Genomic DNA, 14908 nt, shown 5'->3' with positions numbered 1-14908 from the left:
ACCCGCCCGCCACTAGCGCAGCGCCGCGAAGGCTTCGTCGATCCAGGCGCGGGTGTTGGCCGCGACGGTGTCGGCGTCCAGGAGAAGCGCGGGATCGGGGTCGATCATGGCGTCAAAGCCGGGATTGAGCCCCCCTTCGGGTTCGACGATGGGATACATCCAGTTGGTTTCCGGCAGCGTGGCCTGAGCCTCGGGGGTCATGAGATAGTCGAGGAACGCGCGGGCGAGATCGATATCGGGGCTCGAGCCCAGGATGCCGGCGACCTCGATCTGGGTGTAGTGGCCTTCCTCGAACCGCGCGGCCTGGTAGCGCGTCTCGTCCTCGGCGATGACGTGATAGGCCGGGGAGGTGGTGTAGGAGAGGACCATGTCGGCTTCGCCCGCAAGGAAGAGGTCGTAGGATTCCGACCAGCCGCCGGTGACGGTCAGGATATAGGGTGCGAGCTCTTCCCAATAGGCGGCCGCCTCCTCACCATAGACCGCCTTGATCCAGAGCACGAGGCCGAGGCCGGGCGTGGAGGCGCGGGGGTCCTGGATGACGATGCGGAAATCCTCGGGCAGTGCGACGAGGTCTTGGAAACTGGCCGGGGGCGTGTCGAGGGCCTCGGTGTCATAGACGAAGGCGAAATAGCCGTAATCGACGGGGGCAAAGACCGGATCGGCCCAGTCCATCGGCAGGTCGAGTTCGGGGTAGTCGAGCCCGTGCTCGACGAAAAGCCCGCTTTCGATCCCCTCGCCCATGGTGGCGGTGTCGAGCCCCAGGATGATGTCGGCCTCGGTGTCCTCGCCCTCGAGCTGGGCGCGGCGCAGGGCGCCGATCGAGGAATCGGCGGCGACGAAATCGATGGTGCAGTCGCACCGGGCCTCAAAGCCCGCCTTGAGCGCGGGGCCGGGGCCCCAATCGGCGGCAAAGGCGTCGTAGGTGTAGACGGTGAGGTGGTTATCCTGTGCGTTGGCGACGGATCCAAGCGATCCGAGGGCCACCGCAACGAGGCATGGTGCAAGGGTTTTGACCATGGGTCGGCTCCTTTTCACGACGGACCACCCCGATTGGCGGTCCGGCCAGATTGCGGTCATGGATGGAAAGAGAGCGACTGGAATGGCAAGGCGTGCGACACGGCGAGCGACTTGCCATCTCGAACTTCCTCCGCCAGCATGACCTGGTTCAGGTTCAATGGGTTTTTCTCAGCCCGCGATTTCTCACGAACACCCCAGCGAGACGAGGCGACACTATATCCAGCCATCAAACCGTTCAAGAGGCCGTCGCCGCGGGCGAGGGGCCTTTGGTGTTTTCCGGCCCGCTCGTCATCGTGGGCGGGGGACGGGTCGACCCTGCTTTGCTCGCCGAAGTGGCGGGGCTGGCCGTGGGGTTCGTAGGGGCCGACAGCGGCGGGGACGTTCTGGCCGATCATGGCATCGTGCCCGATGCGGTGATCGGGGACATGGATTCGCTGGGCTCTGCGGGGCGGTTTCCCGCTTCCACGCGCATCATCGCCATCGCCGACCAGGACAGCACCGATTTCGAGAAGGCACTGGGGATGACACAGGCGCCTGTGACCCTTGCCATCGGGATGACGGGTGGGCGGTTCGACCACACGCTCGCCGCGCTGCACGCGGTTTCTCGTCACGCGGCGGGGCGCAGGATCGTGCTGCTCGACGAGCACGATCTGGCGCTGGGGGTGGCGGGGGACCTCACGATCACGCCAGGGGCGGGGCAGAGGGTTTCTGTCTACCCGCTGGGGCGGACCGAATTTGCAGGGTCGAGCGGGCTCGTTTATCCGCTCGCGGGGCTGGTGCTCGAACAGGGCGAACGGGTGGGCACGTCCAACGCGGCGAGCGCCGAGACCGTCTCGATCCAGGTGGCGCCGGGGGCGCAGGACCCCTGGCTGCTGATCATGGATCGTGGCCTGTTGAAGGTGCTGATCGGGCTGTGCCCGGCCCCTTGAGAGGGCCGGGCACAGCCCTGGCAGGGTCAGGGGCGCGGCGGCGTGGTCCGGGCGGGACCGGTTTGGGCCGATACCGGGCTGGCGAGGATCTTGTCGATCCGGCGGCCGTCCATGTCCACGACCTCGAAGCGCCAGCCGAAGGCTTCGACCCATTCCCCGGTCCGGGGCAGGCGGCGCAGCTTGTGGATCATGAAGCCGGCAACGGTCTGGTACGGTGCGCGCGAGGGGAGCGTGATCGCGAGGGTCTCGGCCATCTCGTCGGCGTCGAGCGCGCCGTCGATGAGCCATGAGCCGTCCTCGCGTCTGACGAGGGTGAGCTGGGCCTCCCCGTCGAGGTCGGATTTGAAGACGCCGGCGATGGCTTCGAGCAGGTCCGCCGGGGTCACGAGGCCCTCGAAATGACCGTATTCGTCAAGCACCAGCGCCATGGGCTGGTCGGCCTCGCGCAGCCGGTCAAGCACCTCGAGGGCGCCCAGGGTCTCGGGGACCATCGGGACGGGGCGGATCATCGCCCGGAGCGCATCGGGTGTTTCGGGCGCGGGGTCGGCGAGATATTCGCGCACCACGATCACCCCCAGAACGTCGTCGTCCGAAGTGTCGAGGACGGGCAGACGCGCGTGCCGGGAGCGGCGAATCTCGGCGTCGAGCTCGGCGAGGGGCTGGGCGAGGCGCAGGGCGTCGATGTCCAGCCGCGGGGTCATCACCGCGCGGGCGGTGCGATCCGACAGGCGCAACACCCCGGCGATCATGCGCTTTTCGTCGCCCTCGATAACCCCTGTGGCCGCCGCCTGGGCAACCATGGCCTTGATCTCTTCTTCGGTCACGACCTCCTCGCGGCCCTCGGCCATGCCGAAAAGGCGCAGCAAGGCGCGGGTCGAGGAATCGAGCAGCCAGACCACGGGTCCGGCAACGCGCGAGAGGAGCGTCATGGGCGGGGCGACGAGGCAGGCGATGGCCTCGGCGTGGCGCAGGGCGAAATTCTTGGGCACGAGCTCGCCCACCACCACCGAGAGATAGGTGATGATGGCCACGACCCCGCCATAGCCCAGCGCCGAGGCGAAGGCGGGCGAAAGGCCGAGCCCGGCGAGAGTCGCGGTCAGCGCTCCGCCCAGCGTGGCGCCCGAGAAGGCGCCGGCGATGATGCCGATCAGGGTGATGCCGATCTGGACCGTGGACAGGAAGCGTCCCGGGTCATCGGCGAGGGCGAGGGCGCTGGCGGCGCCGCGATTGCCACGCTCCGCCATGGACCGAAGAAGGGCCCGGCGGGCGGAGACGACGGCAAGTTCGGACATGGCGAACACGCCGTTAAGCAGGACGAGGCCTGCAACGATTGCGATTTCTATCATGGAAATCGGACGGGTCTGCCGTCCGGTTTTGTCCTCTGGTTCAGGAAACTGGACTGCACTTATACCTGGATCAGGACTGCAGCTCGAAACCTTTAATTTGCCCGCGCAAAGTGCCTTGGGCGCGGGCAATAATCAATGGGCTTCGCGCGCGGCCTCTTTCACCGCATCCTGGACCTTTTCAAAGGCGCGGACCTCGATCTGGCGGATGCGCTCGCGGCTGACCTCGTATTGCTGGGCCAGCTCCTCCAGCGTCGAGGGGTTCTCCTTGAGGCGCCGGGCGCGGAAGATGGCGCGTTCGCGGTCGTTGAGCACGTCCATGGCGTTCTCGAGCAGGCCCATGCGCTCGTCATATTCCTGGCTCTTGCCCAGAACCTCTTCCTGATCGGGGGTCTCGTCGATCAGCCAGTCCTGCCACTGGCTGGTGCCCTCGTCGGCGCGCATGGGCGCGTTGAGCGAGGCATCCCCGGTCAGCCGCTGGTTCATCGAGACCACATCGTCTTCGGTGACCTTGAGCGTGGTCGCGATCTGCTTGATCTGGTCGGGATGGAGCGAACCGTCCTCGAGCGCCGCGATCTGGCCCTTGAGGCGCCGCAGGTTGAAAAACAGCCGCTTCTGGGCGGCAGTGGTGCCAATCTTGACCAGCGACCACGAGCGCAGCACGTATTCCTGGATCGAGGCGCGGATCCACCACATGGCATAGGTGGCCAGCCGAAAGCCCTTGTCGGGCTCGAAGCGCTTGACCGCCTGCATGAGCCCCACATTGCCTTCGGAAATCACTTCGGAAATGGGCAGGCCATAGCCGCGATAGCCCATGGCGATCTTGGCCACCAGCCGCAGGTGCGAGGTGATCAGGCGCTGGGCGGCCTGGGGATCCTCGTGTTCCTTGTAACGCTTGGCGAGCATGAATTCCTCGTCGGGATCCAGCATCGGAAACTTGCGGATCTCCTGGAGGTAGCGATTGAGCCCGCTCTCTGACGAGAGCACGGGAACATTGGACTGGGCCATGAAAAAATACCCCTTTTTGCGGAGCAACGGCCGGCCCCCGGGCCGGTTCCCCGCGTGTGCCGGCAGGCAGACAGGATCGCCCGCATGACGGCAGTGGCGATCAATATAGGTCGGATTTTGGCGATTGCACCCCGGGCCGGCGAAAATTCCGATCACCGGCGACGAGAGTCAAACCGCCCTTAATCGCTATAACGCAAATCGCGTCAGTTCAGTTGCAAGCGCTTGGAGTTCGGGGGGGAGCGGAGCCTCGAAGCGGAGCGTTTCCCCGGTGGCGGGATGGGCGAAGCCGAGGAGGCGCGCGTGCAGCGCCTGGCGGCCCAGTCCCGAGAGCAGCGCGCGGGCCGGTTCGGGCAGGGTGTTGATCTTGGTGGCAAAGCCCGACCCATAGACCGGGTCGCCCAGGAGCGGGTGGCCGATATGGCCCAGATGGACGCGGATCTGGTGGGTGCGTCCGGTCTCGAGCCGGCAATCGACCGACGAGACGGCCCATTTCTCCCCCGCCCAGCGCTCGGTGACGCGGTAATGGGTGATGGCGACCCGCCCATCGGCGGCGCGCACGGACTGCTTGAGCCGGTTGTGGGGATCGCGGCCAATGGTGGTCTCGATGCGCCCGCGCAGCGGATCGGGCGCGCCCCAGACCAAAGCGGTATAGGCGCGCTCGAGCGGTCCGGTGCGGCCGTGATCGGCGAACTGGTCCGAGAGCCCCTTGTGAGCGGCTTCTGTCTTGGCGACGACCATGACCCCGGAGGTGTCCTTGTCGAGCCGGTGTACGATCCCGGGGCGCCTGACCCCGCCGATGCCCGACAGCGATTCTCCGCAATGGTGGAGGAGGGCATTGACCAGCGTGCCCTCGGCATTGCCCGGGGCGGGGTGGACCACGAGCCCGGCAGGTTTGGCGATGACGATGAGGTGCGCGTCCTCATGGAGGATGTCGAGCGCGATGTCCTGGGGCCGGGGCGTGGCCTCGACCGGCTCGGGGGCGGCGAGCACGATGGACTCTCCGGCCCTGACGCGATATCTGGGCACGTCACGCACGGCCCCGTCCACATCCACCGCGCCCGATAGGATCAACTCCTTGATCCGGTTGCGCGAGAACTGTGGAAACTGGTTCGCCAGGAAGGCATCGAGGCGCGTTCCGGCCTCGGCCTCGGGGACGAGGGTGGCGTGCGCAGTCTCATCGATCGGATCCATCGCCATGTCCCATTCCCATCCCGAGCCCGACGGCGACCAGCCCTACAGCCCCGAAGCGCTCAAGATCATGGCCAAGGCACGCCGCCGCGCCGGGTTTTCCGTGCTCATCATGCTGATCGGCTTTATGGCGATTGCGGGGGTGGTTGTCTATCGGCTGAGCACAATGGAGAGCGGGGCCGAGACGCGTTACGCGCTCGAGACGGTGTCGATTCCCGAGGGCGCGGAAGTGGTTTCGGTCCAGACCCAGGACGGGCTGGTGACCGTGACCTACGCGGTCGACGGGACGACGGGCTTCCGGATTTTCGAGGGCAGCGACGGCACGATGATCGGGGACGTCGCGGTGGTGGCCGAGTAGATTCCCCGTTCTGATCGAACCAGAACATGGGCTTCAAGTCTTTGATGTGTCGCGTTTCCGAACCGGAAAAGTGTTTCCACTTGTCCTGGAAACGCTCGATGTCGGGCCTCAACAGTCCGGCACCGCGACGCTGAGGCCGCCCAGCGAGGTTTCCTTGTAGCGCACGTCCATGTCGCGCCCGGTTTCCTGCATGGTGCGGATGCACGCGTCGAGCGAGACGATATGGCTGCCATCGCCATTGAGCGCGAGGGTGGCGGCGGTGACGGCCTTGACCGCGCCGAGCCCGTTGCGCTCGATGCAGGGCACCTGCACCAGCCCGCGCACCGGATCGCACGTCATGCCCAGATGGTGTTCGAGCGCGATTTCCGCCGCGTTCTCGATCTGGGCGTTGGTGCCCCCGAGCGCGGCGCAAAGCGCCGCGGCGGCCATGGCAGAGGCCGAACCGACCTCCCCCTGACAGCCCACTTCCGCGCCCGAGATCGAGGCGTTGAACTTGATGAGCCCGCCAATGGCCGCGCCGGTGAGCAGCATGTCGGGGACGAGCGCGGGGGACGCGCCCGGGACGTGGTCGAGCCAGTAACGCAGGACCGAGGGGAAGACCCCGGCCGCGCCGTTTGTGGGGGCGGTGACCACCTGTCCGCCCGCCGCGTTCTCCTCGTTGACCGCCATGGCATAGGCGGTGAGCCAGTCGATGGCCGAATGGAGCGGGGCATCGTTGCGGCCCGCCCGGCCCGCGCAGGAGCGATGGATGGCGCCGGCCCGGCGCTTGACGCGGAGCCCGCCGGGCAATTCCCCGGTGGCCTCTAGCCCACGGTCGATGCAGGCGTTCATCACCTGCCAGACGCCCTCGAGCCGGTCGGTGATGTCGGTGGCGCCCGACCGGGCGCATTCATTGGCGCGCTTCATCGCCGCGATCGAGAGGCCCGAGGCCTCGCCCATGGACAGCATCTCCCCGGCGCTGGAAAAGGGGTAGGGGATCGCTGGCTGGTCGGGCGCGGCGGGGGCTTCGCCGGCGTCCATTTCGGCAGCGCTGCGCACAAAGCCCCCGCCGACCGAATAGCTGACCTGCTCGGCGAGCACGTCGCCTTCGGGCGAGAGGAGGGCAAAGCGCATGGCGTTGGGGTGGGCGTCCATGCGGGTCTTTTTGTCGAGCACGATATCGGCGTCCGGATCGAGCCGGGCGGTCTCCCCCGCGGGCAGGGTAAGGGTGCCGGTTTCGCGCAGTGTGGCGATGGCGTCCCGGGCGGCCTGCCGGTCGTAGCTGGCGGGGGAAAAGCCCAGGAGCCCCGCGAGCACCGCGTCGATGGTGCCGTGGCCGATGCCGGTGTGGGCGAGCGAGCCGTAGAGGGTGGCGGTGAGGCGCGCGTCGTCCGGGACGGCGGGGAGCGTGTCGAGAAACCGCGCCGCCGCGATCATGGGCCCCATGGTGTGGGAGGACGAGGGACCCACGCTGATCTTGAAGACGTCAAAGACCGAAACGAACATCATGGCTCCCGGCGGTTGGCGCTGGCTGGCCCGTCATCGGGGCATCCCCATCACCACGTTCCAGAGGGTGGCCAAAAGGGCAAAGACCAGCAGCAGGGCGCCGGGCAGGAGCGTGAGGCCCATCCCAAAGGCGCGGGCACCCGCCCCATGGGGATAGCCGCGCCAGAACAGATAGCGGCCGAGGGAGAAGACCATGACGGTAACCGGCACCAGGGCAAGGGCATCGCCTTCCACGAGGCTGGCAAAGGCGAGCATGGCGCCGCAGGTGAGAATGGCCTGTTCGAGGGTGTTGCCGAGGAAGGCGCGCCTGATGGCGACCTCGCGCGAGGGCGATCCGAAGGCCTCCCCTCCGATATCGGTCTGGGCGCGTTGCCGGGCCAGCGAGACCATCATCACCCCGACCAGAACCCAGGCCAGGACGAAGGCGCCGGCCTGCGCGCCGAGCGCGAGGCGGGCCGAGAGCTGCGGGGGATAGGTGAAGAACTGGGGCAGTACGGCAAAGCCGAGCGCAAAGCAGAGCAGCGTTACGCCGAACGCCCATGTGGTTCGTCGCCGGATCGTTGCTTGGAGGGTCGCCAGATCGCTGCTCATGGCGCGACCATAACTTTGCGGGGGACGGCTGGCCAGCCTTAGCGCTGATTGTGGCGCAGGCGGGCGATCTCGTCATATTCGGCGGATTCGCGCTTGAGATCCTCGGCATTTTCCCGTGCGTGCTCGCGGGCGTCGAGCAATTCGACCTTCTTGAGCTCCTCGAGGGCCTCGGCGAGGGTGTCCTGGGCCGCTTCGAGCTTGTCGCGCATGTCGTTGGCCGAGGCGATGAGATTGTCGCGCCGGGTGATGGCCGCCTTGGCGAAGGTGGAATAGGCGAAATGGGCGGTATCGGAAATGCCGGTCTTTTGCTGCTCGATCTCGATCTGCTGGTCGAGTTCGGCGGCCATGCGCTCGAAATCGGCGACCATGGTTTCGATCTGGAGGACCTGGCGGCGCTTCTCGTCCACCTGGAATTTCTTGAGCCGGATCAGGCTGGCGCTCTTCGACTTCATGACTTGTACTCCTTACCCATCAAGTCGCCTGCTTGTGGCCGCCCGCTCCATCCTTGTCCACGACGGCGCCGAGCAGCGCATAGCCGTCGGCGATCGAGGTGCGCTCACCCGCGTCCTGGCTCAAAAACGCCTCCAGGGACGGGTTGAGCGCGATGGCGCGGTCAACCATCGGATCCGATCCCTTCCGGTATGCCCCCAGCCGGATCAGTTCCTCCATGTCGGCAAACACCGACATGAATTCGCGTGCCCTGCCCAGAACCGGCCGCACCTCATCTGGTACGCAGCCGGGCATGGTCCGCGAGATGGACCGGAGCACGTTGATCGCGGGATAGCGTCCGCGTTCGGCAATGGCCCGTTCCATCACGATGTGGCCGTCGAGAATACCGCGCACGGCATCTGCGATCGGCTCATTGTGATCGTCACCTTCCACCAAAACGGTAAATAGTCCGGTAACGGAACCCGAACCCTTGCGCCCGGGGCCGGCGCGTTCGAGCAGGCGCGGCAGCTCGGAATAGACGGTGGGCGGATAGCCCTTGGCGGTGGGGGGCTCGCCGATGGCCAGGCCGATCTCGCGCTGGGCCATGGCAAAACGGGTAAGGCTGTCCATCATGCACAGAACGCGCTGGCCGCGATCGCGGAAATATTCGGCCAGGGTGAGGGTGAGGTAGGCGGCCTGACGGCGCATCAGCGCCGGCTCGTCGGAGGTGGCGACGATCACGATGGCCTTGGCCATGCCCTCCTCGCCCAGGGATTCGGAAATGAACTCCTGGACCTCGCGCCCGCGCTCCCCGATCAGCCCGATGATGGCGACGTCCACGTCCGTGTTGCGGGCGAGCATGCCCAACAGCACCGATTTGCCCACGCCCGAGCCCGCGAAGATGCCCATGCGCTGGCCCTCGCAGCACGTGGTGAAGGTGTTGAGGGCGCGCACGCCCAGATCGATGGGTTCGCCCACACGGGCGCGTTCATGGGCGGGAAGGGGCAGGGCGCGCAGGGGGCAGGCGTCCGCGCCGCGCCCGAGCGGGCCTTTTGCATCGATGGGTTCGGCCTGGGCGTTGAGCACCCGGCCCAGCCAGCCGGGCTCGGGATAAACCGCGCCATCATGGCCGGCAAAGACCGCCTTGCAGCCCAGCCGCACGCCGTCGACCGGGCCGAAGGGCAGGCACAGGGCCAGCCCGTCGCGAAAGCCGATGATCTCGCAGGCGAGCGGTCGTTCGGCGCGGGTCTCGATGAAGACGCGCCCCCCGACACGCAATTCGCGGACCGGACCGACGATTTCGATCAGAAGACCCTGAACGGATTTGACGCGACCGAAGACCTCGATCTCGTCGATGGCCTCTATGTCGGAGATCAGCGCGCGCACCGTGGCCCAATTCCTCGCGTCGTGATTCGTGCCAGCAGAGGACGCATTGGTAACCGATCCTTAACCGCATGGCGATATCAACGCGTGTTGAGCAATTTTTTCCGCGCGCGCCCCCAGCGGCGCCCTCATGCTCACCCTCCCCCAATTCACCGAGTCCGGAGAGTCCCTTGAAGGGAAATCTTAAGGTTGTGGATTAAGAAAAATTCGACTAGTTTTTACTTTAAAATCAATGATTTAGACCTTATCAATCTTAATTCTTCTCGCATATTGCCGATCAGAATTAAACTTTGTTAACTAATAGGCGGTAGGTTCGAGTCGCACCCAGGAGGGTGTGATCGACGGGCGGGTGAAAAGCCGTTTCGCCCGGTTCCAGCAGGGACCTAAGGTTAAGGGGATTGGTATGCGTGTGCTCTTGATAGAGGACGATGGTGCGACCGCACAGAGCATCGAGTTGATGCTCAAATCGGAAAGTTTCAACGTGTACACTACCGACCTCGGCGAGGAAGGTGTCGATCTGGGCAAGCTCTATGATTACGACATCATCCTGCTGGACCTCAATCTGCCCGACATGAGCGGGTACGAGGTCCTGCGCACGCTGCGGGTCGCAAAGGTACAGACACCGATCCTGATCCTTTCGGGGCTCGCCGGGATCGAGGACAAGGTCCGGGGCCTGGGCTTCGGGGCCGACGACTACATGACCAAGCCGTTCCACAAGGACGAGCTGGTGGCGCGGATCCACGCGATCGTGCGCCGGTCCAAGGGCCATGCACAATCGGTTATCACCACGGGGGACCTCACGGTCAACCTCGACACCAAGACGGTGGAAGTGGGCGGCCAGCGGGTGCACCTGACGGGCAAGGAATACCAGATGCTCGAGTTGCTATCCCTGCGGAAGGGGACGACGCTCACCAAGGAAATGTTCCTCAACCATCTCTATGGCGGGATGGACGAGCCCGAACTCAAGATCATCGACGTGTTCATCTGCAAGCTGCGCAAGAAGCTTTCGGTGGCGACCGCCGGCAAGAACTATATCGAGACCGTGTGGGGCCGCGGCTATGTGCTGCGCGAGCCCGACGAGAGCGAGTTGGCCGAGAGCGCCTGAGGGCGCACGGCGCGACGCTTGAACCTGCCGACATGGATAAAGGCCCCGCAGATGATGCGGGGCTTTTGCTTTGAGCATGGCCGAGTGGAGGGCGCGGAGGCGGGCCGTCCATGGGCTGTATGTCCGGCGTGTCGGTGTATGCGGCCATGCTGCCGGACCCCGGTTTTCACCGGGATGCGCGTTCGCTTTTCCTGGGAACGCTCGCGTGTCGGCTGTGGTCGCGTTTCCGAACCGGAAAAGTGGAAACACTTTTCCTGGAAACGCTCCTAGACGTAGGCTTGGAATTTTTCCTCGAACATGGCCTGGTCGAACGGCTTGAGCATGTGGTCGGTGGCGCCGACCTTGCGGGCCAGCGCCATCTGGCCGATATCGCGCTCGGTGGTGCAAAAGATCACCGCCGGGGCGTCGCCGCCCGAATAGCTGCGCAGGGCCTTGAGGAATTCGATGCCGTTCATGATCGGCATCTGCCAGTCGAGGAAAATGACGTCGGGCATTTCCCGCTTGCACTTGTCGAGCGCTTCCTCGCCGTCCTCGGCTTCATCGACGATGAAGTCCATGGTCTCGAGGATGCGGCGCGCCACTTTGCGCACGACGCTGGAATCATCGACGATAAGGCACGATTTCATGTGCGGCCCCCCATTTGCCGCGCCCGGGCGGCATTCGTGCGCAGCCTAGCCCACAATCGTTAGCGAAAACCTAGTGCCCGGCGCCGGAGCCGACCCTTCAATCCACCGTGGTGGGCAGGGGGTCGGCCGTAAAGCGCAGCTTGTCGTCCTCGAGCGCGATGTTGATACCCATGTTCGAAAGCCGGGCAAGAACGCCGGTGTAGAAGGGCTGGATGCCGCGGGCGTCCACGTTTCCTTCCTCGGGCGTGCCGGCGAGAAGGCCCGGCACCGCGTTTGGGATGAGGGTCTTGGGGCCGGTGGCGGTCAGCGTGATGGCCTCGTGGCCGGCCTCTCCGGTGACCTCGACGCTCACCGTGCCCCCGCGCGGCACGCCACCGACCGTGATCAGCAGCATGTTGAGCATCAGCTTGGCCTTGTTCTTGGGCAGGAGCATCGGCGCGACCTTCCAGTCGAGATCGGCCTTCTCGCACTCCATCAGCAGGCTTGAGACGCGCTCGGCCTCGCGCGTGTCGATCTCGGTGCCCGCGGTCGAGGAGGCACCGAAGGCCAGCCGCGCGAATTCGAGCTTGGCGCGGGCCTGCTTTGCGGAATTCTCGATCAGTTCGCGCGCGAAATCGGCCATCTCCTTCTGGCTGGGATCGGCAAGCACCTCGAGCCCGTTGCCGATGGCGCCCACGGGGTTGATCAGGTCGTGGCAGACCCGCGAACACAGCAGGGCTGCAAGGTCTGCTGCGCCCAGTTCAATAATGCTGGTCATGGGACGTCCTTTTCCGATTAAGCCAGAATCACCTGGCGGCTACTTTAACGACGACCACCGTCGCGACAATCACCGATTGCCGGGGGCGGCCAAAAGGGTCGGGCGATCATTGCCCGACAGGAGTGAAAGGCACCTCGAATTGCGGGGCGATGCGGTCGGGCAGGTCCTCCCACACCCCCATGGCCTGCTCGATGGTGTGGCGGACCGATAGATCGAAGGCCGATCGGTTGCCCGCCGAATGAAAAAGCACCAGCCGGTTGCCCACGATCCGGTAGATCCGCGGGTTGCCCTCCGAGCGATAGCCCCGGGCCATGGACATGGCGCAATGGCCGCCAAAGAGCGGCGCGTAGGTTTCCGGATCAGCCTCAAAGACATCGCGGTTGGCGGCGGACGCGAAATACCATGTGACCCCGCTCCAGCGGGCGGTGAAATCGGCACGGCCCGGACTTGGGGCCTCTTCGACGAAATAGGAGACCGGATCATAGCCCGAGATGGCGACGCCGGTGAGCGGATCGATGGAAACCGCGCGGCCCTGAGCCCCGGCCTGGGCGGCGAAAAGCAGCCCGAGACCCAGCACAAAAAAAACTGCGTAACTTTTTGTAAGGGTTAAGATTTGTTTACACATTTGCCGCATGATTGCCGTGATGGGCCGCCATAGGTCTGGGGAGCGGATCGGGGGCAGTCTAGCCGGGTTCTGATGAGGGCTTGGTTAACCTGTCTCCCACATCGGGGGCGGCCCCCGATACGCGAACTGGGAGCACCAACGCATGTTCAACCGCACACTAAGGGGGCTGATCCTGGCTCTCGCGCTGATCGTCTCGCCCGGCGTGGCGCACGCACAGCAACAGGGATCGCTGTCCGACACCTACAGCTCGGACGAATTGCTCAACACCGGCCACCAGTTCTTCGGCTCGGTGGCCCAGGGGCTCGCCTCGCTGATCGAGCGCGCAATCGCCGAATACGGCCAGCCCAATGCCTATATCCTGGGCCAGGAAGGGTCCGGCGCGCTGTTTGTCGGCGCCCGCTACGGCGAGGGCACCATGCACACGCGCAATGCGGGCAGCCATTCGGTGTTCTGGCAGGGCCCGAGCCTGGGGCTCAATTTCGGGGCCGATGGCAGCCGCGTGATGATGCTGGTCTACAATCTGCCGAGCGTTGAATCCGTCTTTACCCGCTATCCGGGCGTGGACGGCTCGATCTATGCGGTGGGCGGCATGGGCATGACCGCGCTGCGCCAGGGCGACGTCTATATCGTGCCGATCAGCGCTGGCATCGGGATCCGGGCCGGGGTTTCGGTGGGGTATCTCAACTTCACCCGCCAGCCGACATGGAACCCGTTCTAGGGCGAAACATTTCACATATGTGGCAGGATGGCGGGCCCGGTGCCCGCCTTTTTGTTGCACCAATGCCATGCCGGAAGCGTGAAATGACCGCCCCGATAGACTCCGGTAAGGTTAAGGCGTAGTGAAAGTGGCGCCCGCGTGCCTCTCATGGCAGGGTTGCGGTGCCGGGGGGCTCCCGCAGGGAGAATCGAATGACCGTCGAACACGTCATGATATTTGCGCTCGGCTTTCTGGCCGCCGGGCTCCTGGCCGTGGCGCTGGGTTCGGCGATCTGGAACCGGGCCGTGCGGTTGACCAAGCGCCGCATCGCGGCGGTGACGCCGGTGACCCTCAATGAATTTCGGGCGGACAAGGACAAGCTGCGCGCCGAGTTCGCGATCACGGTGCGTCGGCTCGAGATGCGCGCGGACAGCCTGCGCGAAAAGCTGATGGCGCGGATCGTGGAAAGCGACGCGGCCAAGGCCGATCTCGCCGCGCTCGAGGCCGAACGCGACGAGCAGTTCGCCGCCATCACTGCCCTCAAGGAGCGCGAGAGCGAACTGGTCGCCCGCATCCGGGACCTCGAAAAGGACGGTGCGGCGCTCGCGGCCATGGTGCGCGGGGAAGACGCCGGGGCCTATCTGCCGCGCCGGGAAGAGCCCGATGCCCGCGACACGATCAGCGCCGACCAGCTTTCGGGCGACTATCGCGCGGATGTAGAGGATCTGCTGGCTGCGCTGAGCTTCGAGCGCCAGCGCAACGGGTTCCTCGAGGAGCAGGCGCGCCTCTTGCTCAACCGGTTCGAAAAGAAAAAGAAGCTCTCGGCCAAGGACGAGGCCATCGCGCTGCTGCGCGATACGCTGGACGCGCGCAACGACGCCAAGAGCGAGGCGCGGATCGCGCTGCGCCGGGCCGAGGCGCGGATATCGAACGCCGAAAGCCGGCTTGGCGCCCTGCTCTCGGAGGCCCACGGGCACGAGGACGACGCCGAAGGGCAGACCGAGATGGCGCAGCACGAATTGCGCATGCTGGCCGAGGACCTTTCGATCGAGGACCAGACGCTGCTGGTCAAGGCCAATGCCGAGGCGATCGAGGAGGCGGCGCGGCGCGACTGGGGCACCGAGCGCTTCGATCAGCAGGGGCTGCGGGCCCGGCTCGAGGCGCTGGCTTCCGACGTCTCGGATCTGGTTTATGCGGCCGACGCCGAGGAAAAAGTGGTCGATATCTCAGAAAGCCTGCTCGACAAAGTCCGCCGCTTTGCGGATGACGATTTCGAGACAGAGACATCGCGGGCCCCCGCCGAGATGGGCTCGAGCGTTTCCGAACGCATGAGCGCGCTGCGCAGCATGCAGGCGCGCTGAGGCCCG

The 14908-nt window shown here is 65.6% G+C and carries 16 protein-coding genes and 1 riboswitch; of the genes, 5 read left to right on the top strand and 11 right to left on the bottom strand.

Annotated features, from left to right (window positions below; genetic code table 11):
- Positions 1–12: 12 nt before the first annotated feature.
- Complete coding sequence (gene thiB / locus EO136_RS00185) at positions 13–1017, bottom strand: thiamine ABC transporter substrate binding subunit (RefSeq protein WP_127142407.1); 1005 nt, start codon at positions 1015–1017, stop codon at positions 13–15.
- 108 nt (positions 1018–1125) lie between these two features.
- Positions 1126–1224, bottom strand: a riboswitch (TPP riboswitch).
- 62 nt (positions 1225–1286) lie between these two features.
- On the opposite strand from thiB, the gene EO136_RS00180 reads away from it, so the two are divergent.
- Complete coding sequence (locus tag EO136_RS00180; RefSeq protein WP_164730363.1) at positions 1287–1946, top strand: thiamine diphosphokinase; 660 nt, start codon at positions 1287–1289, stop codon at positions 1944–1946.
- Positions 1947–1972: 26 nt separating this feature from the next.
- Here the strand turns inward: EO136_RS00180 and EO136_RS00175 are convergent, their stop codons facing one another.
- The 3 genes from EO136_RS00175 to EO136_RS00165 form a co-directional block, all read right to left on the bottom strand.
- The gene (locus EO136_RS00175; protein WP_127142405.1) at positions 1973–3292 is read right to left on the bottom strand and encodes a hemolysin family protein; all 1320 of its coding nucleotides are present in this window, start codon (positions 3290–3292) and stop codon (positions 1973–1975) included.
- 132 nt (positions 3293–3424) lie between these two features.
- Positions 3425–4297: an RNA polymerase sigma factor RpoH gene (gene rpoH, locus EO136_RS00170; RefSeq protein WP_127142403.1), complete on the bottom strand. Its 873-nt coding sequence runs from the start codon at positions 4295–4297 to the stop codon at positions 3425–3427.
- Between the two features lie 186 nt (positions 4298–4483).
- Entirely contained in the window at positions 4484–5494 is a 1011-nt protein-coding gene (locus EO136_RS00165; RefSeq protein WP_425466574.1) for an RluA family pseudouridine synthase, read from the bottom strand.
- Between EO136_RS00165 and EO136_RS00160 the strand changes: the two genes are divergently transcribed.
- Positions 5493–5843: a DUF6476 family protein gene (locus EO136_RS00160; protein WP_127142399.1), complete on the top strand. Its 351-nt coding sequence runs from the start codon at positions 5493–5495 to the stop codon at positions 5841–5843. The genes EO136_RS00165 and EO136_RS00160 overlap by 2 nt on opposite strands.
- A gap of 108 nt (positions 5844–5951) precedes the next feature.
- On the opposite strand, the gene EO136_RS00155 is transcribed toward EO136_RS00160, so the two are convergent.
- From EO136_RS00155 to fliI, 4 genes are read right to left on the bottom strand one after another with little or no spacing between them, the layout of a single operon-like run.
- A complete protein-coding gene (locus EO136_RS00155; protein ID WP_127142397.1) occupies positions 5952–7328 on the bottom strand; it encodes an L-serine ammonia-lyase in 1377 nt (458 codons plus the stop codon).
- Positions 7329–7361: 33 nt separating this feature from the next.
- Positions 7362–7919 carry an MAPEG family protein gene (locus EO136_RS00150; RefSeq protein WP_127142395.1) on the bottom strand — a complete coding sequence of 186 codons (558 nt, stop codon included), beginning with the start codon at positions 7917–7919 and terminating at the stop codon, positions 7362–7364.
- A gap of 38 nt (positions 7920–7957) precedes the next feature.
- Positions 7958–8371: a flagellar export protein FliJ gene (fliJ, locus tag EO136_RS00145; RefSeq protein ID WP_127142393.1), complete on the bottom strand. Its 414-nt coding sequence runs from the start codon at positions 8369–8371 to the stop codon at positions 7958–7960.
- Positions 8372–8390: 19 nt separating this feature from the next.
- Positions 8391–9734 carry a flagellar protein export ATPase FliI gene (fliI, locus tag EO136_RS00140; RefSeq protein WP_127142391.1) on the bottom strand — a complete coding sequence of 448 codons (1344 nt, stop codon included), beginning with the start codon at positions 9732–9734 and terminating at the stop codon, positions 8391–8393.
- A gap of 400 nt (positions 9735–10134) precedes the next feature.
- On the opposite strand from fliI, the gene ctrA reads away from it, so the two are divergent.
- Positions 10135–10836 (top strand): response regulator transcription factor CtrA, encoded by a 702-nt coding sequence (gene ctrA / locus EO136_RS00135; protein ID WP_127142389.1) that lies wholly within the window; start codon positions 10135–10137, stop codon positions 10834–10836.
- Between the two features lie 266 nt (positions 10837–11102).
- Here ctrA and EO136_RS00130 read toward each other — a convergent pair whose 3' ends face one another.
- From EO136_RS00130 to EO136_RS00120, 3 genes are all read right to left on the bottom strand, one after another.
- Entirely contained in the window at positions 11103–11462 is a 360-nt protein-coding gene (locus EO136_RS00130; RefSeq protein ID WP_127142387.1) for a response regulator, read from the bottom strand.
- A gap of 97 nt (positions 11463–11559) precedes the next feature.
- Complete coding sequence (chpT, locus tag EO136_RS00125; protein ID WP_127142385.1) at positions 11560–12219, bottom strand: histidine phosphotransferase ChpT; 660 nt, start codon at positions 12217–12219, stop codon at positions 11560–11562.
- 106 nt (positions 12220–12325) lie between these two features.
- Positions 12326–12796 (bottom strand): YHS domain-containing (seleno)protein, encoded by a 471-nt coding sequence (locus EO136_RS00120; protein ID WP_164730362.1) that lies wholly within the window; start codon positions 12794–12796, stop codon positions 12326–12328.
- Positions 12797–12986: 190 nt separating this feature from the next.
- On the opposite strand from EO136_RS00120, the gene EO136_RS00115 reads away from it, so the two are divergent.
- Together EO136_RS00115 and EO136_RS00110 are read left to right on the top strand one after the other, a co-directional pair.
- A complete protein-coding gene (locus tag EO136_RS00115; protein WP_127142381.1) occupies positions 12987–13562 on the top strand; it encodes a DUF1134 domain-containing protein in 576 nt (191 codons plus the stop codon).
- A 191-nt stretch (positions 13563–13753) separates the two neighbouring features.
- Positions 13754–14902: a coiled-coil domain-containing protein gene (locus tag EO136_RS00110; RefSeq protein WP_127142379.1), complete on the top strand. Its 1149-nt coding sequence runs from the start codon at positions 13754–13756 to the stop codon at positions 14900–14902.
- Positions 14903–14908: the final 6 nt, after the last annotated feature.

It is taken from the genome of Pelagibacterium montanilacus (genome assembly GCF_003992665.1).
GTDB classification, from domain to species: Bacteria; Pseudomonadota; Alphaproteobacteria; order Rhizobiales; family Devosiaceae; genus Pelagibacterium; species Pelagibacterium montanilacus.
Note: the sequence above shows the minus strand (reverse complement) of the source record. Positions and strands in the feature narration are given on the sequence as shown.